The sequence below is a fragment of the Pseudochrobactrum kiredjianiae genome (assembly GCF_030362795.1).
Classification (GTDB): domain Bacteria; phylum Pseudomonadota; class Alphaproteobacteria; order Rhizobiales; family Rhizobiaceae; genus Pseudochrobactrum; species Pseudochrobactrum kiredjianiae.
In genome coordinates this window covers 235,248-255,157 of the sequence record NZ_JAUCBM010000001.1, presented here as the reverse complement: position 1 = coordinate 255,157, position 19,910 = coordinate 235,248, and the positions used below count along the sequence as shown (strand labels likewise).

General features: G+C 51.1%; 21 protein-coding genes. 8 read left to right on the top strand and 13 right to left on the bottom strand.

Annotation, left to right across the window (positions count from 1 at the left end):
- Positions 1 to 87 precede the first annotated feature (87 nt).
- The 4 genes from rbfA to pnp all read left to right on the top strand — a co-directional run bounded on the left by rbfA (position 88) and on the right by pnp (position 4,518).
- Positions 88 to 531: a 30S ribosome-binding factor RbfA gene (rbfA, locus tag QUF18_RS01240; protein ID WP_289384526.1), complete on the top strand. Its 444-nt coding sequence runs from the start codon at positions 88 to 90 to the stop codon at positions 529 to 531.
- Entirely contained in the window at positions 531 to 1,529 is a 999-nt protein-coding gene (truB, locus tag QUF18_RS01235; protein WP_289384524.1) for a tRNA pseudouridine(55) synthase TruB, read from the top strand. The genes rbfA and truB overlap by 1 nt, the downstream gene beginning before the upstream one ends.
- A gap of 218 nt (positions 1,530 to 1,747) precedes the next feature.
- Positions 1,748 to 2,017, top strand: a complete 270-nt coding sequence (rpsO, locus tag QUF18_RS01230; protein ID WP_113943696.1) for a 30S ribosomal protein S15 — start codon at positions 1,748 to 1,750, stop codon at positions 2,015 to 2,017.
- Positions 2,018 to 2,376: 359 nt separating this feature from the next.
- Complete coding sequence (gene pnp / locus QUF18_RS01225) at positions 2,377 to 4,518, top strand: polyribonucleotide nucleotidyltransferase (protein ID WP_289384518.1); 2,142 nt, start codon at positions 2,377 to 2,379, stop codon at positions 4,516 to 4,518.
- Between the two features lie 197 nt (positions 4,519 to 4,715).
- Here the strand turns inward: pnp and QUF18_RS01220 are convergent, their stop codons facing one another.
- Positions 4,716 to 4,952, bottom strand: a complete 237-nt coding sequence (locus QUF18_RS01220) for a hypothetical protein (protein ID WP_289384516.1) — start codon at positions 4,950 to 4,952, stop codon at positions 4,716 to 4,718.
- Between the two features lie 176 nt (positions 4,953 to 5,128).
- Here QUF18_RS01220 and QUF18_RS01215 point away from each other — a divergent pair, with 176 nt between their 5' ends.
- Positions 5,129 to 6,151 (top strand): class I SAM-dependent methyltransferase, encoded by a 1,023-nt coding sequence (locus tag QUF18_RS01215; RefSeq protein WP_289384514.1) that lies wholly within the window; start codon positions 5,129 to 5,131, stop codon positions 6,149 to 6,151.
- A gap of 53 nt (positions 6,152 to 6,204) precedes the next feature.
- Here QUF18_RS01215 and fabI read toward each other — a convergent pair whose 3' ends face one another.
- The 3 genes from fabI to fabA all read right to left on the bottom strand — a co-directional run bounded on the left by fabI (position 6,205) and on the right by fabA (position 9,059).
- Positions 6,205 to 7,023, bottom strand: a complete 819-nt coding sequence (gene fabI / locus QUF18_RS01210) for an enoyl-ACP reductase FabI (protein WP_289384512.1) — start codon at positions 7,021 to 7,023, stop codon at positions 6,205 to 6,207.
- 12 nt (positions 7,024 to 7,035) lie between these two features.
- Positions 7,036 to 8,259: a beta-ketoacyl-ACP synthase I gene (fabB, locus tag QUF18_RS01205; RefSeq protein ID WP_289384510.1), complete on the bottom strand. Its 1,224-nt coding sequence runs from the start codon at positions 8,257 to 8,259 to the stop codon at positions 7,036 to 7,038.
- A 284-nt stretch (positions 8,260 to 8,543) separates the two neighbouring features.
- The gene (gene fabA / locus QUF18_RS01200; RefSeq protein WP_289384508.1) at positions 8,544 to 9,059 is read right to left on the bottom strand and encodes a 3-hydroxyacyl-[acyl-carrier-protein] dehydratase FabA; all 516 of its coding nucleotides are present in this window, start codon (positions 9,057 to 9,059) and stop codon (positions 8,544 to 8,546) included.
- A 361-nt stretch (positions 9,060 to 9,420) separates the two neighbouring features.
- Here fabA and irrA point away from each other — a divergent pair, with 361 nt between their 5' ends.
- Positions 9,421 to 9,858: an iron response transcriptional regulator IrrA gene (gene irrA / locus QUF18_RS01195; protein WP_289384506.1), complete on the top strand. Its 438-nt coding sequence runs from the start codon at positions 9,421 to 9,423 to the stop codon at positions 9,856 to 9,858.
- 70 nt (positions 9,859 to 9,928) lie between these two features.
- Here irrA and olsA read toward each other — a convergent pair whose 3' ends face one another.
- Genes olsA through tsaB form a run of 3 tightly spaced genes read right to left on the bottom strand, consistent with a single transcriptional unit; the run spans position 9,929 to position 11,957 of the window.
- A complete protein-coding gene (gene olsA, locus QUF18_RS01190) occupies positions 9,929 to 10,741 on the bottom strand; it encodes a lyso-ornithine lipid O-acyltransferase (protein WP_289384504.1) in 813 nt (270 codons plus the stop codon).
- On the bottom strand, positions 10,738 to 11,262 hold the full coding sequence (gene rimI, locus QUF18_RS01185) for a ribosomal protein S18-alanine N-acetyltransferase (RefSeq protein ID WP_353074472.1): 525 nt from the start codon (positions 11,260 to 11,262) through the stop codon (positions 10,738 to 10,740). Before rimI ends, olsA begins: the two co-directional genes overlap by 4 nt.
- Positions 11,259 to 11,957, bottom strand: coding sequence for a tRNA (adenosine(37)-N6)-threonylcarbamoyltransferase complex dimerization subunit type 1 TsaB (tsaB, locus tag QUF18_RS01180; protein ID WP_289384503.1), 699 nt, complete (start codon positions 11,955 to 11,957; stop codon positions 11,259 to 11,261). The genes rimI and tsaB overlap by 4 nt, the downstream gene beginning before the upstream one ends.
- 270 nt (positions 11,958 to 12,227) lie before the next feature.
- Between tsaB and dps the strand changes: the two genes are divergently transcribed.
- Positions 12,228 to 12,725, top strand: a complete 498-nt coding sequence (dps, locus tag QUF18_RS01175) for a DNA starvation/stationary phase protection protein Dps (protein WP_289384501.1) — start codon at positions 12,228 to 12,230, stop codon at positions 12,723 to 12,725.
- A 57-nt stretch (positions 12,726 to 12,782) separates the two neighbouring features.
- On the opposite strand, the gene QUF18_RS01170 is transcribed toward dps, so the two are convergent.
- Complete coding sequence (locus QUF18_RS01170; RefSeq protein ID WP_289386077.1) at positions 12,783 to 13,958, bottom strand: serine hydrolase domain-containing protein; 1,176 nt, start codon at positions 13,956 to 13,958, stop codon at positions 12,783 to 12,785.
- Between the two features lie 211 nt (positions 13,959 to 14,169).
- Positions 14,170 to 15,435: an aminopeptidase gene (locus tag QUF18_RS01165; protein WP_289384499.1), complete on the bottom strand. Its 1,266-nt coding sequence runs from the start codon at positions 15,433 to 15,435 to the stop codon at positions 14,170 to 14,172.
- Positions 15,436 to 15,592: 157 nt separating this feature from the next.
- Between QUF18_RS01165 and QUF18_RS01160 the strand changes: the two genes are divergently transcribed.
- A complete protein-coding gene (locus QUF18_RS01160) occupies positions 15,593 to 15,871 on the top strand; it encodes a hypothetical protein (protein ID WP_374806449.1) in 279 nt (92 codons plus the stop codon).
- 63 nt (positions 15,872 to 15,934) lie between these two features.
- Here the strand turns inward: QUF18_RS01160 and QUF18_RS01155 are convergent, their stop codons facing one another.
- From QUF18_RS01155 to pstB, 4 genes are all read right to left on the bottom strand, one after another.
- On the bottom strand, positions 15,935 to 16,879 hold the full coding sequence (locus tag QUF18_RS01155) for a cell wall hydrolase (RefSeq protein ID WP_289384496.1): 945 nt from the start codon (positions 16,877 to 16,879) through the stop codon (positions 15,935 to 15,937).
- A gap of 547 nt (positions 16,880 to 17,426) precedes the next feature.
- Positions 17,427 to 18,113 carry a phosphate regulon transcriptional regulator PhoB gene (gene phoB / locus QUF18_RS01150; RefSeq protein ID WP_289384494.1) on the bottom strand — a complete coding sequence of 229 codons (687 nt, stop codon included), beginning with the start codon at positions 18,111 to 18,113 and terminating at the stop codon, positions 17,427 to 17,429.
- 127 nt (positions 18,114 to 18,240) lie between these two features.
- A complete protein-coding gene (gene phoU / locus QUF18_RS01145; RefSeq protein ID WP_289384491.1) occupies positions 18,241 to 18,963 on the bottom strand; it encodes a phosphate signaling complex protein PhoU in 723 nt (240 codons plus the stop codon).
- Between the two features lie 117 nt (positions 18,964 to 19,080).
- Positions 19,081 to 19,854 carry a phosphate ABC transporter ATP-binding protein PstB gene (gene pstB, locus QUF18_RS01140; RefSeq protein WP_374806476.1) on the bottom strand — a complete coding sequence of 258 codons (774 nt, stop codon included), beginning with the start codon at positions 19,852 to 19,854 and terminating at the stop codon, positions 19,081 to 19,083.
- Positions 19,855 to 19,910: the final 56 nt, after the last annotated feature.

Here is a 19,910-nt window from a genome sequence, read left to right as displayed (position 1 = left end):
CTTTGTGCGCCCAAGAGGGCGCACGGTGCTCTATCATGCAATTTATGCAGCCGCCGACTGATAATTGGCTCAGATTTTGGAGTCTCCATGTCCCGCTTTACTTCTACAGGACCGTCACAGCGCCAGTTGCGCGTTGGCGAGCAGGTTCGTCATGCCGTGGCTCAGATTTTGTCACGCGGCGAAATCCGCGACGATGTTCTGAATAATACTGTTGTTTCCATCACCGAAGTCCGTATGTCACCGGATTTGAAAATTGCCACCTGCTTCATCAGCATTGTTGGCAATACAGACGTACAGACTGTGATTAAAGCTCTGGCAAACCATGCAAAATTCTTGCGTGGCCGCGTTGCGCCGCAATTGCGCCAGATGAAATATATGCCGGAATTCCGTTTCCGTCCTGACACCAGCTTCGACAACTTCGCCAAGATTGATGCTCTGTTGCGCTCGCCGGAAGTGGCACGCGATTTGCAGCACGATGAGAGCGATGATTCCGACACAGATACACACACAGAAAACGAGAATAACGGCTGATGGCGCGTAGAGGAAAGAAAAAAGGTCGTCCGGTCTCCGGATGGGTGATTTTTGACAAGCCGAAAGGCATGGGTTCCACTGAAGCCGTGTCCAAGATCAAATGGCTGTTCAATGTTGAAAAAGCAGGCCATGCCGGTACGCTTGATCCGCTTGCTTCCGGCATGTTGCCGATTGCCTTGGGTGAAGCCACCAAAACCGTTCCCTATGTGATGGACGGCACCAAAATCTATTCCTTTACAGTCACTTGGGGCGAAGAACGCTCAACGGATGATCTGGAAGGTCCTGTCACCGAAACGTCTGACAAGCGCCCTGCTGAAGCGGATATTCTGGCTTTGCTGCCCAAATATACCGGTATCATCCAGCAAACACCGCCACAATTCTCCGCCATTAAGATTGACGGTGAGCGTGCTTATGATCTGGCGCGTAGTGGTGAAACTGTTGCTATTCCTTCGCGTGAAGTGGAAATCGACCGCCTCGAGCTGGTTGAAATCAACGAAGCCGGACAGGCCGTGTTTGAAGTTGAATGCGGTAAAGGCACCTATGTCCGTTCTCTCGCCCGCGATATGGGGCGTGACTTAGAGTGTTTTGGTCATATTGCTGAACTGCGCCGGATGGAAGTTGCGCCATTCAATGAAGATGATTTCATAACGCTGCAGGAACTGGAAGCCGCATGGCCGCCGCTGCCGCCAAAATCAGAAGATGAAGAAGCAGAAGCTTCCCCTGCTTCTGGCACTAGCCCTGCCCCTGCGGCACCACGCGACTTCTCTGTCCTTGATGATTTTATCATTGATACCGGTGCAGCGCTGGAAGATCTGGTGCAGGTTGCACTCTCCGATGATCAGGCGCATCGTGTGCGTATGGGCAATCCGGTGATTTTGCGCGGGCGTGATGCCCCTTTGGAAGCGGATGAAGTCTGCGCCAATCATAAGAACCGTTTGCTGGCTATTGGTTATATTGAACAGGGAATGTTCAAGCCAAAACGGGTTTTTACGCAGTAAATACGGGACTTTTCATTCAGAACTTTCCTTAAAAAGCCTGCTTTGCAGGCTTTTTTGAAATGTGTCTGGAAATAAGCCACAGTTTCGATTATATGATCGTCAGGTTCAGTATAGGGCATTACCCAATGTCTCAAATACTGTGCTTAATAAATGGCCCCGGCTGGACGACATCTTGGCCGCGGGCGACTTTTCTCCTCTTCAACAAAAAGGACATTCCGATGTCGATTACTGCTGAACGCAAACAGGCTCTTATTAAAGAATATGCAACCAAAGAAGGCGATACCGGTTCTCCTGAAGTACAGGTAGCCGTTCTTTCGGAACGCATTTCCAACCTGACCGGTCACTTTAAAGGCCACAAGAATGACAACCATTCCCGTCGTGGTCTTCTGAAAATGGTTTCTCAGCGCCGCACTCTGCTCGACTATCTCAAAGGTGTTGACGAAGCGCGCTACCAGAGCCTGATCGGCCGTCTCGGCCTGCGCCGCTAAGCGCATATTCCGGCGAGAACCCTTGCGGTTTTCGCCGGAACTTTTACCGGAACGGCATTTGTTATCAAATTCGTCCGGCAGCAGAGCCTCTCAGGTTTATGACCTGAAACATCTGCCACAATAAATACTGCATGATCCGTGTGCATGATTGCCAAAACGGAGAACCTGCAGCAGGGCTTTAACAATACTGTCGTAAAAGCCCGATATGGAACTGTATTGAACAGGTTCCGCAGGCAGGATTGCAGGCAGCTCGTCTTTTGCGAGCTTCTTGTTGTCTTGCCCGCTCCCTGTTCCAAACCGGAATATTGCAAGCGCTGACATCAGCGCCGCGAACAAATATTCCAAACCAAGGACAAGATATGTTCAACACACATAAAGTTGAAATTGAATGGGGCGGCCGTCCGCTTATTCTCGAAACCGGTAAAGTCGCCCGTCAGGCAGACGGCGCGGTTATCGCCACTTACGGTGAAACAATGGTGCTGGCCACTGTTGTATCGGCCAAAGAGCCAAAACCGGGTCAGGACTTTTTCCCTCTGACTGTAAACTATCAGGAAAAAGCCTATGCAGCCGGTCGTATTCCTGGTGGCTACTTCAAGCGTGAAGGCCGTCCAAGCGAAAACGAAACCCTGGTTTCCCGCCTGATCGATCGTCCGATCCGCCCGCTGTTTGCTGATGGTTACAAGAACGACACACAGGTTGTTATCACCGTTATTCAGCACGATCTGGAAAACAATCCGGACGTTCTGTCGATGGTTGCCGCTTCTGCTGCGCTCACCCTTTCCGGCGTGCCTTTCATGGGCCCGATCGGTGGCGCGCGCGTTGGCTACATCAACGGCGAATATGTGCTGAACCCGCATCTCGACGAAATGGCTGAATCAGACCTGGATCTGATTGTTGCCGGTACATCTGACGCTGTTCTGATGGTTGAATCCGAAGCGCAGGAACTTTCGGAAGAAATCATGCTCGGCGCTGTTGTTTTCGGTCAGAAAGGCTTCCAGCCTGTGATCGATGCAATCATCAGCCTTGCTGAAGTTGCCGCTAAAGAACCACGTGACTTCCAGCCGGAAGATCTGTCGGCTCCTGAAGCTGCCATGCTTGCAATCATTGAAGATGATCTGCGCGCAGCCTACAAAATCATCGACAAGCAGGCTCGTTATACCGCTGTTGATGCTGCCAAAGCTAAAGTTAAAGCACACTTCCTGCCGGAAGGCGCTGAAACAACCGAATATACACCTGAACAGATCGGCACTGTTTTCAAGTCTTTGCAGGCTAAAATCGTTCGCTGGAACATTCTGGATACCGGCAGCCGCATCGACGGCCGTGATCTGGTAACTGTTCGTCAGATCGTATCAGAAGTTGGCATGTTGCCGCGTACACACGGTTCAGCTCTGTTCACCCGCGGTGAAACACAGGCAATCGTTGTTGCAACACTGGGCACCGGTGAAGATGAACAGTTCATCGACACACTGGCCGGCCTGCAGAAAGAATCCTTCCTGCTGCATTACAACTTCCCGCCATATTCCGTTGGTGAAACCGGTCGTATGGGCTCACCAGGCCGTCGTGAAATCGGTCATGGCAAGCTGGCATGGCGTGCGATTCATCCGATGCTGCCTGCTAAAGAGCAGTTCCCGTACACTCTGCGTGCTGTTTCTGAAATCACTGAATCCAACGGTTCGTCCTCCATGGCTACCGTTTGCGGCACCTCGTTGGCGCTGATGGATGCCGGTGTACCTCTGACCCGCCCTGTAGCCGGTATTGCTATGGGTCTGATCAAAGAAGGCGACCGTTTTGCAGTTCTTTCCGATATCCTTGGTGACGAAGATCACCTCGGCGATATGGATTTCAAGGTAGCCGGTACTGAAAACGGTATTACTGCCCTGCAGATGGATATCAAGATCGACGGTATTACCGAAGAGATCATGAAAACCGCTCTGGAACAGGCTAAAGGCGGCCGCGTTCATATTCTCGGTGAAATGGCGAAAGCGCTGTCCGGCGCCCGCGCTGAACTCGGTGAATTTGCACCACGCATCGAAGTGATGAACATTCCGACCGACAAGATCCGTGATGTTATCGGTTCCGGCGGTAAAGTTATCCGTGAAATCGTTGAAAAGACCGGCGCCAAAATCAACATCGAAGACGATGGCACAGTCAAAATCGCTTCTTCTTCCGCGAAAGAAATCGAAGCTGCCAAAAAATGGATTCACTCCATTGTTGCCGAGCCTGAAGTTGGCGAAATCTACGAAGGTACAGTTGTTAAAACTGCTGACTTCGGCGCATTCGTAAACTTCTTTGGTCCACGCGATGGCCTGGTACATATCTCGCAGCTGGCTTCTGACCGCGTTGCCAAGACCACTGATGTGGTTAAGGAAGGCCAGAAGGTCTGGGTTAAACTGATGGGCTTTGATGAACGCGGTAAAGTGCGTCTGTCGATGAAAATCGTCGATCAGGAAACCGGCAAAGAAATCGTTGCCGAAAAGAAAGAAGAAACTGCTGCTGAATAAGCGCATTTCAAATTATGAAAAGCCCCGCATGGTAACATGCGGGGCTTTTCATTTAGAGCGCATCCCGAAAAGTGTGAAACGGTTTTCGGACAAGATGCGCGTCAAACCAGAGTGTTAGAGCGCGGATCTGATTCAATCAGACCGAAACGCGCTCTAAACATGCAGTCAACACAATCAAAGGCTGTTCAGCAAAAGGATCAATCTGTTAAGGCCAGTTCTGTCTCAGGCTTTATTCCCTTTTGCAGCCAGGCTTCCTGATGGGCACAATCGACAATGCCCTGTGCTTCACTGACAGCCATACCAAGCAAATAGCCAAGGAAATCCTGTTTGTCCGTGTATGACTGTGAAATCATAGTCTTCAGATGCAAGAGCAACGCCTGATGTTGCGGCAGGCATGTTGCATAACATTCCGGCTGACAGCATTTACGTGCCATAGTACGACTTCCCTTAAGAGCAACACCGATTTGCAGATAGTTTGGAGTGCCTTGCACCCTATAGGGTGCACAAAGATCGCTCTAACTCTTATATTGACAGCAATAAGTTCAGTATAATATCTGCCAAAATCCACCTACTGTCATCCTTCTCAGGTAGAAAAGACCAAAGAAATTTTATGATTACCGGCGCACAAAACACCCTCTTTCTGCCTTTTGAGAATGAAACACTTGATTTGCCTCAATCGGGAGAGAAATTTCTCTGCTTTGGCATCAGTGCCGACACAACGCTCAGTGCTGAGTGGAAACAACTTCTCCATTGCATCCAGCCATCAAGACCTGAATGGCTGGCCTTGAACAAGGCCGGTTTTCAGGTCACGCCGCAAATTACCGTCACTGAAACCTATGATGGCGGCATGATTTTGCTCGACAAACATCGTGGTCGGAATGAGGAATGGCTGGCAGCTTTGCTGTCACAAGTTAAGCCGGGCGGACTGATCATTATTGCCGGTGACAAAAAGCTCGGCGTTGATAGTTTTCGTAAACGCAGCGACCAGATTGCAACATCAATCGACCGCCTGTCTAAAAACCATGCTGTAGCCTACTGGCTAGCGCACCCTGAAGCGATTGATGGTGAAACCACACAAAGCCTCATTCCTGAGCAAAAGCGCGTTGACGGGCGTTTCTGGACGAAAGCAGGCATGTTCTCTCATGGTGAAATCGACCGCGGTTCGGCTTTGCTGGTGCCGCATCTCAAAAACATCGCCTTTGGTCATGTAGCCGACTTGGGTGCTGGCTGGGGTTATCTCGCAGCCTGCTGTCTCGACAATCCGGCTAAGATCAACCGTATTGATCTTTATGAAGCCGATTATGAAGCGCTGGAAATTGCCAAAAGCAATCTGGCTGAGCTTAACAGTCCAATGCCGCTGCACTATTACTGGCATGATGTCGCTTCCGAGCCGATGACAGAGATTTATGACACTGTGATCAGCAATCCGCCGTTCCACACCGGTCGTAACACCGATATTTCACTCGGCCAGAGCTTTATAACGGCTGCTGCCAAGCGCCTTAAATCCGGCGGTCGCTTCCTGATGGTGGCAAATCGCCAGCTGCCATATGAGGCTGTCTTGAAACAGCATTTCCGGCAGGTCATGCCGCTTACCGATAAAGACGGCTTCAAAGTCATCGAAGCCCGTAAGTAAATTACAAAAAAAGCCGCGCAATGCGCGGCTTTTTTATATCATATGCATCAGACTTATTCAGTGCCGGTTGCATCCGAGCTTTTCAGCTCTTCCAATGTCGGCATTGAAACGATGTTATAACCGGAATCCACATAATGGATTTCACCGGTGACACCGCTCGACAAATCCGACAGCAGATAGACTGCAGATTTACCCACATCATCAATATCTACAGTGCGGCGCAGCGGCGAATTACGACGCTGATACGAGAAGATCGCACGGGCATCACCAATACCGGCACCAGCCAATGTACGCACAGGACCTGCGGAAATTGCGTTCACACGGATATTCTGCGGGCCATAATCGGCAGCCAGATAACGCACCATAGCTTCCAGAGCAGCCTTGGCAACACCCATCACATTGTAGTTCGGGATGGTGCGGGTTGAGCCGCCATAGGTCAGCGTGAGGATCGAACCGCCGTCTTTCATCAGACGTTCAGCGCGCTGTGCCACTTCCGTGAAGGAATAAGCAGAGATCACCATGGTACGGCTGAAGTTTTCACGGGTGGTTACATCCGCATAACGGCCTTTCAGCTCTGTCTTGTCGGAGAAACCAATAGCGTGAACGATAAAATCGAGCTTGCCCCATTTTTTCTCGATCTCGTCAAAGACCGCATCAACAGTTGCAATATCTTCAACATCGCAAGGCAGAACCAAATCCGATCCGACCTGCTCTGCCAATGGTTTGACGCGCTTGCCAAGGGCATCGCCCTGATAGGTGAAAGCCAGCTCAGCACCCTGATCGGCAAGATGTTTGGCAATACCCCAAGCAAGAGAATGGTTGTTTGCAACACCCATAATCAGCCCGCGTTTGCCTTTCATTAAATCCTGCATACTCTCTCTCCGTCAGCCCTGATAACGCTGGAATACCAGCGTTGCGTTCGTTCCACCAAAACCGAAGGAGTTGGACAGTACTGTATTCATTTCAGCATTATCGATGCGTTTGCGCACGATCGGCATATCCGCAAAATCCGGGTCCAGCTCATCGATATGCGCGCTCTCGCAGATAAAATTATTCTGCATCATCAAAAGCGAGTAAATCGCTTCCTGAACACCGGTTGCACCCAGCGAGTGACCGGTCAGCGATTTGGTTGCCGCAATCGGCGGGCAGGCATCGCCTGAACCAAATACTTTACGGATCGCTTCGATTTCCGGTGCATCACCCGCAGGGGTCGATGTGGCATGCGGGTTGATATAGTCAATCTTGCCCTTCACGGTTGAGAGCGCCATGCGCATGCAGCGCTCCGCACCTTCGCCCGATGGAGCAACCATGTCATAGCCGTCTGATGTTGCGCCGTAGCCGACAACTTCGCCGTAAATCTTGGCACCGCGTGCCAGTGCGGTTTCCAGATCTTCCAGCACCAATACACCGGCACCACCGGCAATGACGAAACCGTCACGGTTTTTGTCATAAGCACGCGATGCACGTTCCGGCGTATCATTATATTTTGAAGACATCGCGCCCATGGCGTCAAACAACACTGACAATGTCCAGTCGAGATCTTCACAGCCACCTGCAAACATACGATCCTGTTTGCCGTATTGAATCATCTCAACCGCATTACCGATACAATGATTGGACGTCGCACAAGCCGAGGAGATCGAATAATTGATGCCCTTGATCTTGAAGAAGGTCGCCAATGTGGCAGAGGCCGTTGAGCTCATGGCTTTCGGCACAGCAAAAGGACCAACGCGTTTTGGGCCTTTTTCACGGGTAATATCGGCAGAATCAACGATCACACGGGTCGAAGGTCCGCCGGAACCCATGATGATACCGGTACGCTCGTTAGAAACCTGTTCATCGCTCAGGCCTGCATCGGCAATCGCCTGATCCATGGCCACATGGTTCCATGCAGTGCCACGACCGTGAAAACGCATTGCGCGGCGGTCAACCAGCGCTTCAACATCGATCTGCGGCGCACCGGAAACCTGACAGCGAAAACCGAGTTCCGCCTGATCCTCTGCCCGCCGGATACCCGATCTGGCCTCAAACAAAGAGGTCAGAACCTCTTCGGTATTATTGCCAATTGAGGATACAATCCCCATTCCGGTAACGACAACACGCCGCATTGCGTTCTCCTTTGCACTTGTTCCCTGAGTGGCACCCTGCTTTTGCGGATGCCGCTATCTGCGGTAACATAAGTGCGCGTTTTGCATATTTTGAGGGCGGCCACACAAAACTGTTCAATTTAATGTGGTCGCACCCGTGGATAATAGAGCATAATTCCTTAAACTAGGATCAGTTTAAGGAATTATGCTCTAATTTTATAGAGTTAAAGCGCGTTTTGTGTGCCAAGTCTGGCACACGGCGCTCTGATAATCTGAAAGGCTTATGCCCGTCACAATTTTTCGGCTTACGCTTCGCTGTCTTTCGACAGGCCGACGCGCAGATCAGATGCCTTATAAATTGTTTCGCCATCTGCTTTGAGCCAGCCATCCGCTGTACCCAGAACCAGACGACCACGCATCACGCGTTTGAAGTCGATGCCATATTCAAGCAGCTTGGTATGCGGACGCACCATGCCTTTAAACTTCACTTCGCCGGTGGACAGCGCCATACCGCGGCCCGGCTCACCGAGCCAGCCAAGGAAAAAGCCGGTCAGCTGCCACATACCGTCAAGGCCGAGACAGCCCGGCATGATCGGATTGCCCTGAAAATGGCAAGGGAAATACCAGTCATCCGGCTTCACATCATATTCAGCGCGGATATAACCTTTACCGAATTCACCGCCGGTTTCCGAAATATCGGTGATGCGGTGTACCATCAGCATCGGTGGCAGAGGCAGCTGGGCATTGCCAGGACCAAACATTTCACCGCGAGCGCAGCTGAGAAGCTCCTCATAACCGTAACTTGACTTCTGCTCTGCCATAACCCACTCCAATCATTTATCTGTCTGCTGTCTGTGCGGCCTCTAGCGAAGTGCTCCGCCAGCCTCAGACAAAATATTTGCACACCTCAGGAATGTGCCACGCTTTAACCTGTCTGCGGCACCATTCCGAATTTTTTAGCAGTCGCATGATCGCGGCCACTTATCAGCTTGCGAAATGCTTTAACACAGAGTGTTTCCCGCTGTAAAATACCTGCAAGAAACTATTTGCCTGCAAAGATATACAGGAATAGCTATTGCCAGTCATTCGTTCAGCGCATATATCAATCTTGTGACAGGATGGGCAACAGCCCTCAAGCATTAATTTTGAACCAATTTGTTTCAAGCTTCTGACAGGTCAGTGATGAATATTCATTCCTCCCATGCCAGCAACGCTTCGATTGAGGAGCGCCTACGGGTCGCCGGTCTCAGACCGACGCGCCAGCGGGTTGCGCTTGCCAGCCTGATTTACGCACACGGCGACCGCCATCTTTCAGCAGAAGAACTGCACGAGGAAGCCGTTTTCGCTTCTGTGCCGGTCTCTCTTGCCACCGTTTATAATACGCTACACCAGTTTACTGAAGCTGGCATGCTGCGCATTATCTCGGTTGAAGGGTCAAAAACCTATTTTGACACCAATATTTCCGATCACCATCATTTCTTTGTCGAAGGCGAGAATATCGTTTTTGACATTCCTGACAGTGAAACCGGCCAGCCTGTCGTCAGCAATCTGCCGAAAGCACCGGAAGGCATGGAAATCGTGAATGTTGATGTGATTGTGCGGTTACGTCGGAAGGACTGATACAATCAGATACCGACACCGCACGGGTTGATGTAATTATGCGATTGCGCCGCAAAGACTGATTTTCGCTTTATTGATCTTCTGTCGGGGTGATTTCACGCCCCATCAACGAGCTTTGCAGCATTGTCGTCACACGATCTTCCATAATACGTGCCAGTTCCTTGCGGCTGGTTTCCGCACGCACACTCATCGGCTCGCCGAAGCGGATTTCCACGTCAATCGCGCCCTCTTTAAGAATACCCTTCAGATGCGGCATCAGCTGCACGTCCCCCGGCCATGAAGCAATAGGGCGGTGGAAACGCCCCATCGGCATACCGTGAACACCCGTATAGGCAATCGATACCGGCTGCACGATCACTTCCTGCGCGCCGGCCTCGCGGATAACCGCATGGGCCGCGCCAAATAAAGAGGTTTTGAACGGCAGCACACGATTGCCGTCTGATGTCGTGCCTTCAGGAAACAGCACCATCGCATCACCACCGGCCAGACGCAGTGCAATATCGGAAGCCTGCTGCGCTGTGCGGCCTTTTTTCTCACGCTCCACAAAAACTGTCCGCTGCAAAACCGCGAAGGTACCGAATACAGGCCATTTACGGACTTCAGACTTGGCGATGAAACAGACATTAGCGACAGAGGATAAAACGACGATATCGCTCCATGAGACATGATTGGCGACCAGCAGCAGCGGGCGGTCCTGCACCATCTCCCCTTGCACTTTCACGCGAAAACCCAGCAGCCATGCTGCAATACGATGGAAAAAGCGCGGCAAAACCCGCTGCCAGCCCAGCCGTGCTTTAATGAAAAGATACTGAAACGGCACCAGCGAGATAACGAGACTGATAAACAGCCCGAGAATAACCGCGATGCGGATAACACCGATCATGGCACTCTGATCTCTTCCGGAAATTGTTTGCGCAGCACCAGCGCATTGCTGCGCCCCGGTCCAGATCCTTGCCCAGACCCTTGGCCGGTTTCATAATAACCGGCACGATTACCGACCTGTATAAAGCCTAAGCGGCGATACAGCGCCTGAGCAGCCACATTGCTCTCATCGACCTCAAGAAACAGGCTCTCCGCCCGCTCATGATGGAGGTGACGCAACACGCCCTCCATCAGATCACGGCCGATACCACGACGCTGAAAGGCCGACGATACCGCAATGGTGAGAATTTCCGCTTCACCGGCTACCAGTCGTGCAAGCACAAAACCGGCGCTTTGAGCAGGCTTACCTATGGGACGGGCAATAAAACCGAAAATATTACCTTGCGAAAGCATGCCCGCAAAATCTTCCTCGCTCCATGCATGATGAAAAGCAGGTGCATGAAGCGCGGCAAGCTCAGCGCAATGATCCTGCGCCAGCCCTTCCAAAACAAAACTCTGCCGCGAGAAAGGAAAACTGATCATCCGCGTTCCTGCTTCGCTTGTTGACGCGGGAGTGCGAACCCAGTCTGGGGTTTTACATCCGGCCCGCGCATATAAAGCGGCTCCGGCGGTGCGCCTGCCTCGCGCTGTGCCGCAAGCCGTGCAAAAGTGCCGATGGATGCATGGGCAGAGGCGCTGATAATCCGGCGCTCACTACCTTCAGCTGCCTGCAATTGGACAGCTGCGCTGCCGGCCAGCGCATACTCTGCTCCGAGTTGCTGCAAAACCGGCAGCAGTTCTGCCTCATTACCGGCCAAAGGTGTGGTTGAAGCCTGCCCTTGTGCATCAAAGCCCTGCGCATAAATATCTCCGCGATAGGCGGATAATGCGATCAGAACAGGCTGTGCGGGCGCTATGGCTTGCATCTCAGCACTCAGTGCTTCAAAACCGCTGACGCCGATCACCGGACAGGACAGTGCCAGACCGAAACCACGCGCTGCGGAAACGCCAACACGCACACCGGTAAAAGAGCCTGGGCCGATATTAACGGCAATCCGGCTCACATCACTGCGCGAAATCTTTGCCGTCTCAAAACATTGCGCAATATAATCCAGCAGCAACTCCGCATGGCCTTTGCCAATATCATGGCTGACCTCAGCAAGAACCTGCTGTGTCTGCGGATCATAAAGGGCGGCAGCACACAGGCTGCCTGCAGTGTCGAGGGCAAGTATCGTCATAACTTACGACCTAAAGCAGATTAGGAACATCGGCAAGTACGGCAATTCCGTGATGCCGGATTTTCCTGCCGGAATAATTTTAAATAGCACGCCATCTTTTGTAGAAACAAACATAATATTCGGCGTAAGCCCTTTAAATGACTGAGAACAACCCTACCTCTATTATGTGATCTTCATAACAGTATCTGCTGCGTCCGGTTTCTTGTGACGCCCTCTCCGGCAGTCTCCCGGACAAACGCAATGTTTGCCCTCTTTAAGAAGGAAATCATAATGTCTGCGTCTAAACCTAAAAATCATCCGACAAAAAACAATCTCCCGACCAATGCCAAAACCACGGTCATTGCCCTGCTGAACAAGAATCTGGCTGCGATCATTGATCTTGCGCTGATTACCAAGCAGGCACATTGGAACCTCAAGGGCATTCAGTTCATTGCAGTTCATGAAATGCTGGACGGTTTCCGCACCGAACTAGATGATCATGCCGATACGATTGCAGAACGCGCTGTTCAGCTTGGTGGTACTGCATTGGGCACAACCCAGACCGTTGCGGAATCCACCATTCTCAAGCCTTACCCGGAAGATATCTACGCCATCAAAGACCATCTTCATGCACTGATCGATCATTATGGCGCTGTGGCCAATCTAGTGCGCCAGTCGATTAAAGATGCCGCCGAAGCCGGTGATGATGACAGTGCGGATATTTTCACCACAGCATCACGCAGCCTCGATAAAGCCCTGTGGTTCCTTGAAGCTCATGTTCAGGAATAATTTCAGGCTTTGCAGCTAATTGAAAACGCCGCCGGTATAAACCGGCGGCGTTTTTATTCATAATGTATCGGCAATGGCCTGTAACGCGATGATGCTCTCATCCTTCATTTGCTGGCCGGTCTTGTTATAATCAGCATAGGCGGAAGTTTTAGCAATCACGACTTTGCGCTGCGGATTAACATAAATAAACTGCCCGTAAATGCCGACTGCAACGAAATCGCCTTGCGGCTTGCCTGGAATCCACCACTGATAGCCATAGCCCAGCGGCTTACCGGCTTGCGGATCATCGCGCCCCGGCATCAGATAAGGTGCATCCGGTGTCACGGAATCATGTACCCATTGTGCGGGCACCAGTTGCTCACCTTTGAAATTGCGCCCTTCATTCATATAGAGCAGGCCAAAACGGGCATAATCACGCAGCACCGCATTCAGGCCACCGGCAGCAACCGCATCACCACGGGCATCAGCGAGCCAATAGGCATCGGCTTCAGCGCCCAGACGTGACCATAATTTCTCGCGGAAATATTCCACAAAAGGCTTGCCCGTTGCGCCTTCCAGCACCATGGCCAGTACCTGCGTATCCGCTGAAACATAGATATTCTGTGTTCCCTGCGGGCGCACATTTTTAAGATGGGCAGTGAAATCCTTCACCGATCCGGTCAAAATCTGGATGATATAATGCACAATATCCGATGACAGATCGCCGTAATTCTCATTAAAACCAATACCGGATGACATTTGCAGCACATTTTTGACGGTAACGCCTTTATAGCCGCCCTCGCTCAGTTCCGGCGCATAGCGGTCAACCGTTTCATCCAGCCGGATCAGCCCGTCACGCACAGCATTGCCGATCAGAAAAGATATGGTCGATTTGGACATCGACATGGCAATAGACTGGGTCGCTGTCGTATTACCGCGCGCATATTGCTCATGAAGAACCACGCCGTCTTTCACAACGATAAAACCTGTAGTTTGGGTTTTATCCAGCCAGTCAGCAACGCGTCTGGTTTCTCCCTGATAGACATATGTTTCCGGTAATGGCTGCTCCCGATAGGGCAGCGGGCTAACCTCGCCTTCATGCGGCACGGGGATGGACGGATAGATTTTATAAAGCGAACGGAAATTCTGATCGATCACATCCGGCTTAAAGGTCTGGGCATATTGATAAACCGCATAATATTCATGAATTTTCTTGCGGTAGATAAGACCAAGCACCGCCGCCGCGATGATCATAACAATAAGCGCCTTCCAGAAAATCCGCCGAACTCTGCTCATGCTTTTACTCCTCCGGTTTTGGTGCCTGCTTACGGGAAGCATGCTCCAAACTGTAAAAAGCACAAGGGCTGACGACAAGCCTCAATATCGCCTGCTATTTTGCAGAAAACCGCCGCCTGTTTTACAACAAGCGGCGGCTTCCATATTTCTATAATTATCGCAGCGGCTATCAGGCGACCCATTCGCCTTTGCGCATGACCGGCTGGCTTGTGCCATCCTGTGCAATGCCATCAACATCGATCTTATCGGAGCCGATCATCCAGTCGATATGGATAAAGCTCTTATTGCCGCCCTGTGCCGCAATCTGCTCCGGTGTGAGATCGGCACCATTGACGAAACATTTGGAATAGCACTGACCAAGCGCAATATGGCTGGCGGCATTTTCATCAAACAGCGTGTTATAGAACAGCAAGCCACTCTGAGAGATCGGCGAGGAATGCGGCACCAGTGCCACTTCACCCAGACGACGGGCACCTTCGTCCGTATCAAGCACCTTGTTCAGCACAGCCTCGCCTTTGCTGGCTTTGGCTTCAACAATCCGGCCGCCTTCAAAACGCACACGAATATCATCAATAATCGTGCCCTGATGCGACAATGGCTTGGTGCTGGAAACCGTTCCTTCAACACGCAAAGCATGCGGCGTTGTGAAGACTTCTTCTGTCGGAATATTCGGATTGCAGGTAATACCGTTTTTAGCGGTTGATGCGCCGCCATGCCATTCATGACCATCGGCCAGACCAACGGTCAGATCTGTATCCGGTCCGGTGAAATGAAGTGAGCGGAAATTGCGCTCATTGAGGATTTTTGTGCGCTTGCGCAATTGCGCATTATGATCTGCCCATGCGGCCACCGGATCAGTATTATTCACACGCGAGGCAGCAAAAATAGCCTCAGCCAGCTTATGGGTCGCAACTTCCGGCGTATCGTCAGGAAAGACCAGCTTTGCCCAGGACGGGTTCGGATAGGACACAATATTCCAGTTAATGTCGAAACCAGCGATCTTTTCCAGCGCAGGCTGATAGGCCATCGACAAAGCTTTATTCGCACGGGCAACCTTACCGGCATCCTGTGCAGAGAGCAGCATCGGATTATCACCGGTAATTGCCAGACGCGCGGCACCGTTTTCATAGGCTTTTGCCATGCCCTGATAGAGCCAGTCGCTGGCGTGATCAAAGCTCTCATCCGGCGCATATTGAAAACGCGACAGCGCCATATCCTCATCGGAGAAGAACGGCGTCACCAGTCCGGCACCGGCTTTATAGGCATGTTCCGCAATACGGCGTACCAGCGGTAATGCAATAACCGGCGCAGTAATCACCAGATCCTGCCCCTTGCGCAATTGCAGGCCGACTTTAACCGCAACCTCTGCCAGCTTATCCAGTTTAATCGGATCAATCACCGCATCCGCATGATTATTTTGGCTGAAATCTGACATCAACATACTCCGCTTATTTTCATTCACCATCACAGATACTCCTGCCAATCCGATCCGACCAGCCCTCACCTGCAGGATTTTTAACATCATATCGATAGCCACAACCACTAATCAGCGCTAATATGTCAGATGAAGTCATATTTATCGGAACTCATCCATGAACCGAAACATCACATCATTGCAAAAACTGAGTCTCATTGCAGGACTGTTTGTCATCACTCTGGCAGGCTGCACCACGCTGACACCTGAACAGCAACGCGCAGAAGATGAGAAAACCTGCCTGAGCTATGGTTTCAAACCAAAATCAGAGGCCATGTCCAATTGTCTGCTGCAAATTCATCTGGATCGCCGTGCAGATATCCGCGCCTGGCAGAATGACCGGCCGCAATTCTCCACGCCAATGGTTATTTATCAGCCTGTGGTTGTGCCGCGCTGACCTCTTATCATACAAAAAAGCCCGCACAGTGCGGGCTTTTTTTATAAGATATATTGATCCAGATCAGAGAGCAGGTTCAGGACGATCCTGCTTCAACAGCAATGCACCGATTGCATCAACTTTCTGCATATTCACATCTTCCGCACCCGCTGCAAACGCATTTTGCGTCGTTGAGACTGCAACAGGCTTGGTTTCAAACGGCAGCTGCGCTGGTGTCGGCACATGATAGGCGACCTGTACCGGCGCTTCTGCAGCAACCGGTTGCATGCCCTCGCTCATACCGGCAGGCACAGGCGCAATCCGCTGCTGGGAAGCGGAAGCGACCATAACCGGTGCAGCAGCAGGAAGACGATCTGTCTTACCTGTTGGTTCTGTCACGTTATAAGTGGCATCCGGCATAGACTGGCCTCTCGGCTCATAGGCAGCCGCAAGGTTATAAGGTGTCTGTGGCAGCGGCGATTCCAGCGTACCGTCTTTGCGACGCTTTTCGTAGAAAGAATTACCACCGGCAACCAGCACATAATGCATATTCTTATACGGGAATTTCAAACCGGCGGTATGGAAAAACATTGCGTTTTTCAGCTGCGGATGACGTTCACCCTTGAGTACGGCATCTGCCGCTTCTTTTACATCCGGCAGCGCTTTGGAATTCATAGCGCGGCTCATAACGCCCGGTGCAAACTGATTTTTCTGTCCGACAACGCCACAAACAGTTTCAGGATACTTCTCTGAAACCAGACGGTTCATTACCACGGTGCCGACTGCAACAAGACCATCACGGCTGGAGCGGGCTGATTCAAAGAACATCGCGCGCTCGAGACATTCACGGTCTTTGGATGTGTAGGTGTAGGTTTTTTTGCCATTGCGGATGGTAACACCCGATTCCTTGGCAGGGGTAACTTTTTCAGATTTTGAACCGGTCGAGGTGGTTGTGCAGCCCGCTAAAATGAACGGTGTGGCAACCAGAGCACCGATAAACAGTGTTTTCGCTAAATAAGAGCGTTTCAACAGTTCATCCTCATCAAATGTTTATCGTCAAAAGCCTTTTTTCCGTCAGCGCCCTGTATGCAGGCTGCCATCGGAACAGGCCTCGGGAAACTCGCGGCCTATTAGGGCTAAATAAAGGCACCAGGCCGGTTTTATAGTCACGTACCGATTACCAAGAACCGGTTAAAATTTACCTCAAGAAAATGCGCTCCATTCATTAACACCATGTTAACGCGCTATTTTGAGAGATTACTAAAGTACTATTTACGCCACTCTTATTGGCCTGACATGATAAATACAGTGCTGCAATCAACCATGACTCTGTAGCAATTTCGGTACGTTATTGCCTTATTTCATCGCTGGCAGCATCATGCCTTTCCTAATACTTTAGCGTTAGTCATAATTCATTACAGACTGTTACAAATTGGTTTTATTGCGTGATCTCATGTCCGTTTACCGGCTCCAACTACCTGCCGGAGAACAGCTTCATCAGAATCAGCGCATGAAAAAACCGGCATGAAATAATTTCACACCGGTTGCCTGTTTCTATCACTCAGTCATGAACGCGTCAGCCAAAGGCATATCCGGCACCGCGCACGGTGCGAATCGGATCCACTTCGCGACCTGTATTAATCGCTTTGCGCAGACGGCCAATATGCACATCAACCGTGCGGTCATCGACGTAAATATCGCGTCCCCAGATACCGTCCAGCAATTGCGTGCGCGAGAACACACGTCCCGGTGCCATCATGAAATATTCCAGCAGGCGGAACTCTGTCGGTCCGAGCTTAATTTCGCGCTCTTTGCGATAAACACGATGTTGCTGGCGATCGAGAACAATCTCACCAACTTTCAGCACATGAGACAACACGCTCGGATTGGCGCGGCGCAGCATGGCTTTGATACGCGCCAGCAGTTCCGGCGTTGAGAAAGGTTTGACGACATAATCATCTGCACCAACGGCCAGACCACGCACGCGCTCTGATTCCTCGCCACGCGCTGTTAGCATGATAATCGGCAGACGCTCGGTTTCAGCCCGCTGGCGCAACCGACGGCACAGTTCAATGCCGGAAACACCCGGCAGCATCCAGTCCAACACCAGAAGATCCGGCACGTTTTCACGCAAATGAATTTCAGCGTCATCGCCGCGCAGAATTGTATCGACCTGATAACCCTCAGCTTCGAGATTATAGCGCAGCAGTTCGCTGATGGCTTCTTCGTCTTCAACGACCGCGATTCTTGGCGTGTGTGACATTGCGTATCCACTATTCATTTAGACATAAGGGGGCATTTGCATTCCGGCAAAGCCGGAATGCAGGGCTTCTTCATTCTGATTTGCAGCACCCGAAAGTGCCGCATCTCTGCTGCTTGGTTAAAGCAGCTTAGTTTTTATGCAATTCGTCGAGTACGACATCATGGCTCAGATCATCTTTCGGACGATCCGGCGGCATCTGACTACCTGTAACAATATAATAGACTGTCTCGGCAATATTGGTAGCATGGTCGCCGATACGCTCAATATTCTTGGCACAGAATAAAAGATGCGTACATGCTGTAATATTTCGCGGGTCTTCCATCATATAAGTCAGAAGTTCGCGGAACAGCGATGTATACATCGCATCAATTTCATCATCGCGGTCGCGCACAATATTGATCTGCGTCACGGAGCGCGTTGCATAGGCATCCAGCACATCTTTCAGCTGGGTGCGTGCAAGCTCGGCCAGTGTTTCCAGACCACGATACAGCTTAACTGACTGACGGGTTTCAGACACGGCAGCAACACGTTTGGCAATATTCTTGCCCATGTCGCCCACGCGTTCCAGATCAGCGGAGATGCGGATTGCACCGATAATTTCACGCAGATCAACCGCCATAGGCTGACGTTTGGCGATAATCATAATCGCTTTTTCGTCAATCTCACGCTCGCCTGCATCAAGGATCAGATCCTCGGATATCACACGCTGCGCCAGTGCATTATCCGCAGTCACAATTGCTTTGACAGACTGCTCAACCATGCGCTCCGCATGACCGCCCATTTCGGCGATCTTGCGTGCGAGAAACTTCAGTTCTTCATCATAGGACGTAACCGTATGCTGTGACGGCATGGAAATTTCCTTATCCTGTGGCACTGCCAAAGCAGGCTGTAAAACTCCAGAGCATTTCCGGCTTCGTTTGCCTCATAGAAAATGCTCTATCTTTTTCTTTTTACGCTTCAGTTCAGATCAGCCGAAACGGCCGGTAATATAGTCCTGCGTACGTTTTTCTTTCGGCGTGGTGAACATCATATCCGTGTCACCCACCTCAACCAGATTGCCTAAATGGAACATCGCGGTTGTCTGCGAAATACGTGCTGCCTGCTGCATGGAGTGTGTTACGATGACAATCGTATAGTCACGGCGCAACTCATCAATCAGCTCTTCAACCTTTGCGGTCGCAATCGGATCAAGTGCCGAACAAGGCTCATCCATCAGAATAACTTCTGGGCTCACCGCAATCGCACGGGCAATGCAAAGACGCTGCTGCTGTCCACCGGACAGACCGGTGCCTGCATCATTGAGACGGTCTTTAACCTCTTCCCAAAGGCTGGCGCCGCGCAGGCTCTTTTCAACGATTTCATCCAGCTCCGCACGCGTACGTGCAAGGCCGTGAATACGCGGGCCATAAGAGACGTTTTCGTAGATCGTCTTCGGAAACGGATTTGGTTTCTGGAAGACCATGCCAACACGGGCCCGCAGTTCCACCACATCGATTTTCGGATCGTAAATATCCTCGCCGTCGAGTGTAATCAGTCCCTCAACGCGGCAGCCTTCAATCGTATCATTCATACGGTTGAGTGAGCGCAGGAAAGTCGACTTACCACAGCCCGAAGGGCCGATCAGCGCAGTCACACTGTTTTCTTCAATATCCAGATCAACGCCGTGCAAAGCCTGTTTTTCACCGTAGAAAACCTTGACCTTGTCCCCGCGCATTTTGATTTTTTTAGGCAAGGCGTTCATCTTCTCTCCGAGTGTTTTTTCTAATGTATAGTCATTCATCAGGTTCATAGCCGGTT

Bases quoted from the DNA above. Each gene is read 5' to 3' on its own strand.
- QUF18_RS01215 (WP_289384514.1), top strand. From the start codon at position 5,129: ATGATTACCGGCGCACAAAACACCCTCTTTCTGCCTTTTGAGAATGAA.
- dps (WP_289384501.1), top strand. From the start codon at position 12,228: ATGTCTGCGTCTAAACCTAAAAATCATCCGACAAAAAACAATCTCCCG.
- irrA (WP_289384506.1), top strand. From the start codon at position 9,421: ATGAATATTCATTCCTCCCATGCCAGCAACGCTTCGATTGAGGAGCGC.
- fabI (WP_289384512.1), bottom strand. From the start codon at position 7,023: ATGCAGGATTTAATGAAAGGCAAACGCGGGCTGATTATGGGTGTTGCA.
- phoU (WP_289384491.1), bottom strand. From the start codon at position 18,963: ATGCCGTCACAGCATACGGTTACGTCCTATGATGAAGAACTGAAGTTT.
- tsaB (WP_289384503.1), bottom strand. From the start codon at position 11,957: ATGACGATACTTGCCCTCGACACTGCAGGCAGCCTGTGTGCTGCCGCC.
- rpsO (WP_113943696.1), top strand. From the start codon at position 1,748: ATGTCGATTACTGCTGAACGCAAACAGGCTCTTATTAAAGAATATGCA.
- fabB (WP_289384510.1), bottom strand. From the start codon at position 8,259: ATGCGGCGTGTTGTCGTTACCGGAATGGGGATTGTATCCTCAATTGGC.
- rimI (WP_353074472.1), bottom strand. From the start codon at position 11,262: ATGATCAGTTTTCCTTTCTCGCGGCAGAGTTTTGTTTTGGAAGGGCTG.
- QUF18_RS01165 (WP_289384499.1), bottom strand. From the start codon at position 15,435: ATGTCAGATTTCAGCCAAAATAATCATGCGGATGCGGTGATTGATCCG.
- phoB (WP_289384494.1), bottom strand. From the start codon at position 18,113: ATGTCACACACGCCAAGAATCGCGGTCGTTGAAGACGAAGAAGCCATC.
- truB (WP_289384524.1), top strand. From the start codon at position 531: ATGGCGCGTAGAGGAAAGAAAAAAGGTCGTCCGGTCTCCGGATGGGTG.
- rbfA (WP_289384526.1), top strand. From the start codon at position 88: ATGTCCCGCTTTACTTCTACAGGACCGTCACAGCGCCAGTTGCGCGTT.
- pnp (WP_289384518.1), top strand. From the start codon at position 2,377: ATGTTCAACACACATAAAGTTGAAATTGAATGGGGCGGCCGTCCGCTT.
- pstB (WP_374806476.1), bottom strand. From the start codon at position 19,854: ATGAACGCCTTGCCTAAAAAAATCAAAATGCGCGGGGACAAGGTCAAG.
- QUF18_RS01160 (WP_374806449.1), top strand. From the start codon at position 15,593: ATGAACCGAAACATCACATCATTGCAAAAACTGAGTCTCATTGCAGGA.
- fabA (WP_289384508.1), bottom strand. From the start codon at position 9,059: ATGGCAGAGCAGAAGTCAAGTTACGGTTATGAGGAGCTTCTCAGCTGC.
- QUF18_RS01170 (WP_289386077.1), bottom strand. From the start codon at position 13,958: ATGATCATCGCGGCGGCGGTGCTTGGTCTTATCTACCGCAAGAAAATT.
- QUF18_RS01220 (WP_289384516.1), bottom strand. From the start codon at position 4,952: ATGGCACGTAAATGCTGTCAGCCGGAATGTTATGCAACATGCCTGCCG.
- olsA (WP_289384504.1), bottom strand. From the start codon at position 10,741: ATGATCGGTGTTATCCGCATCGCGGTTATTCTCGGGCTGTTTATCAGT.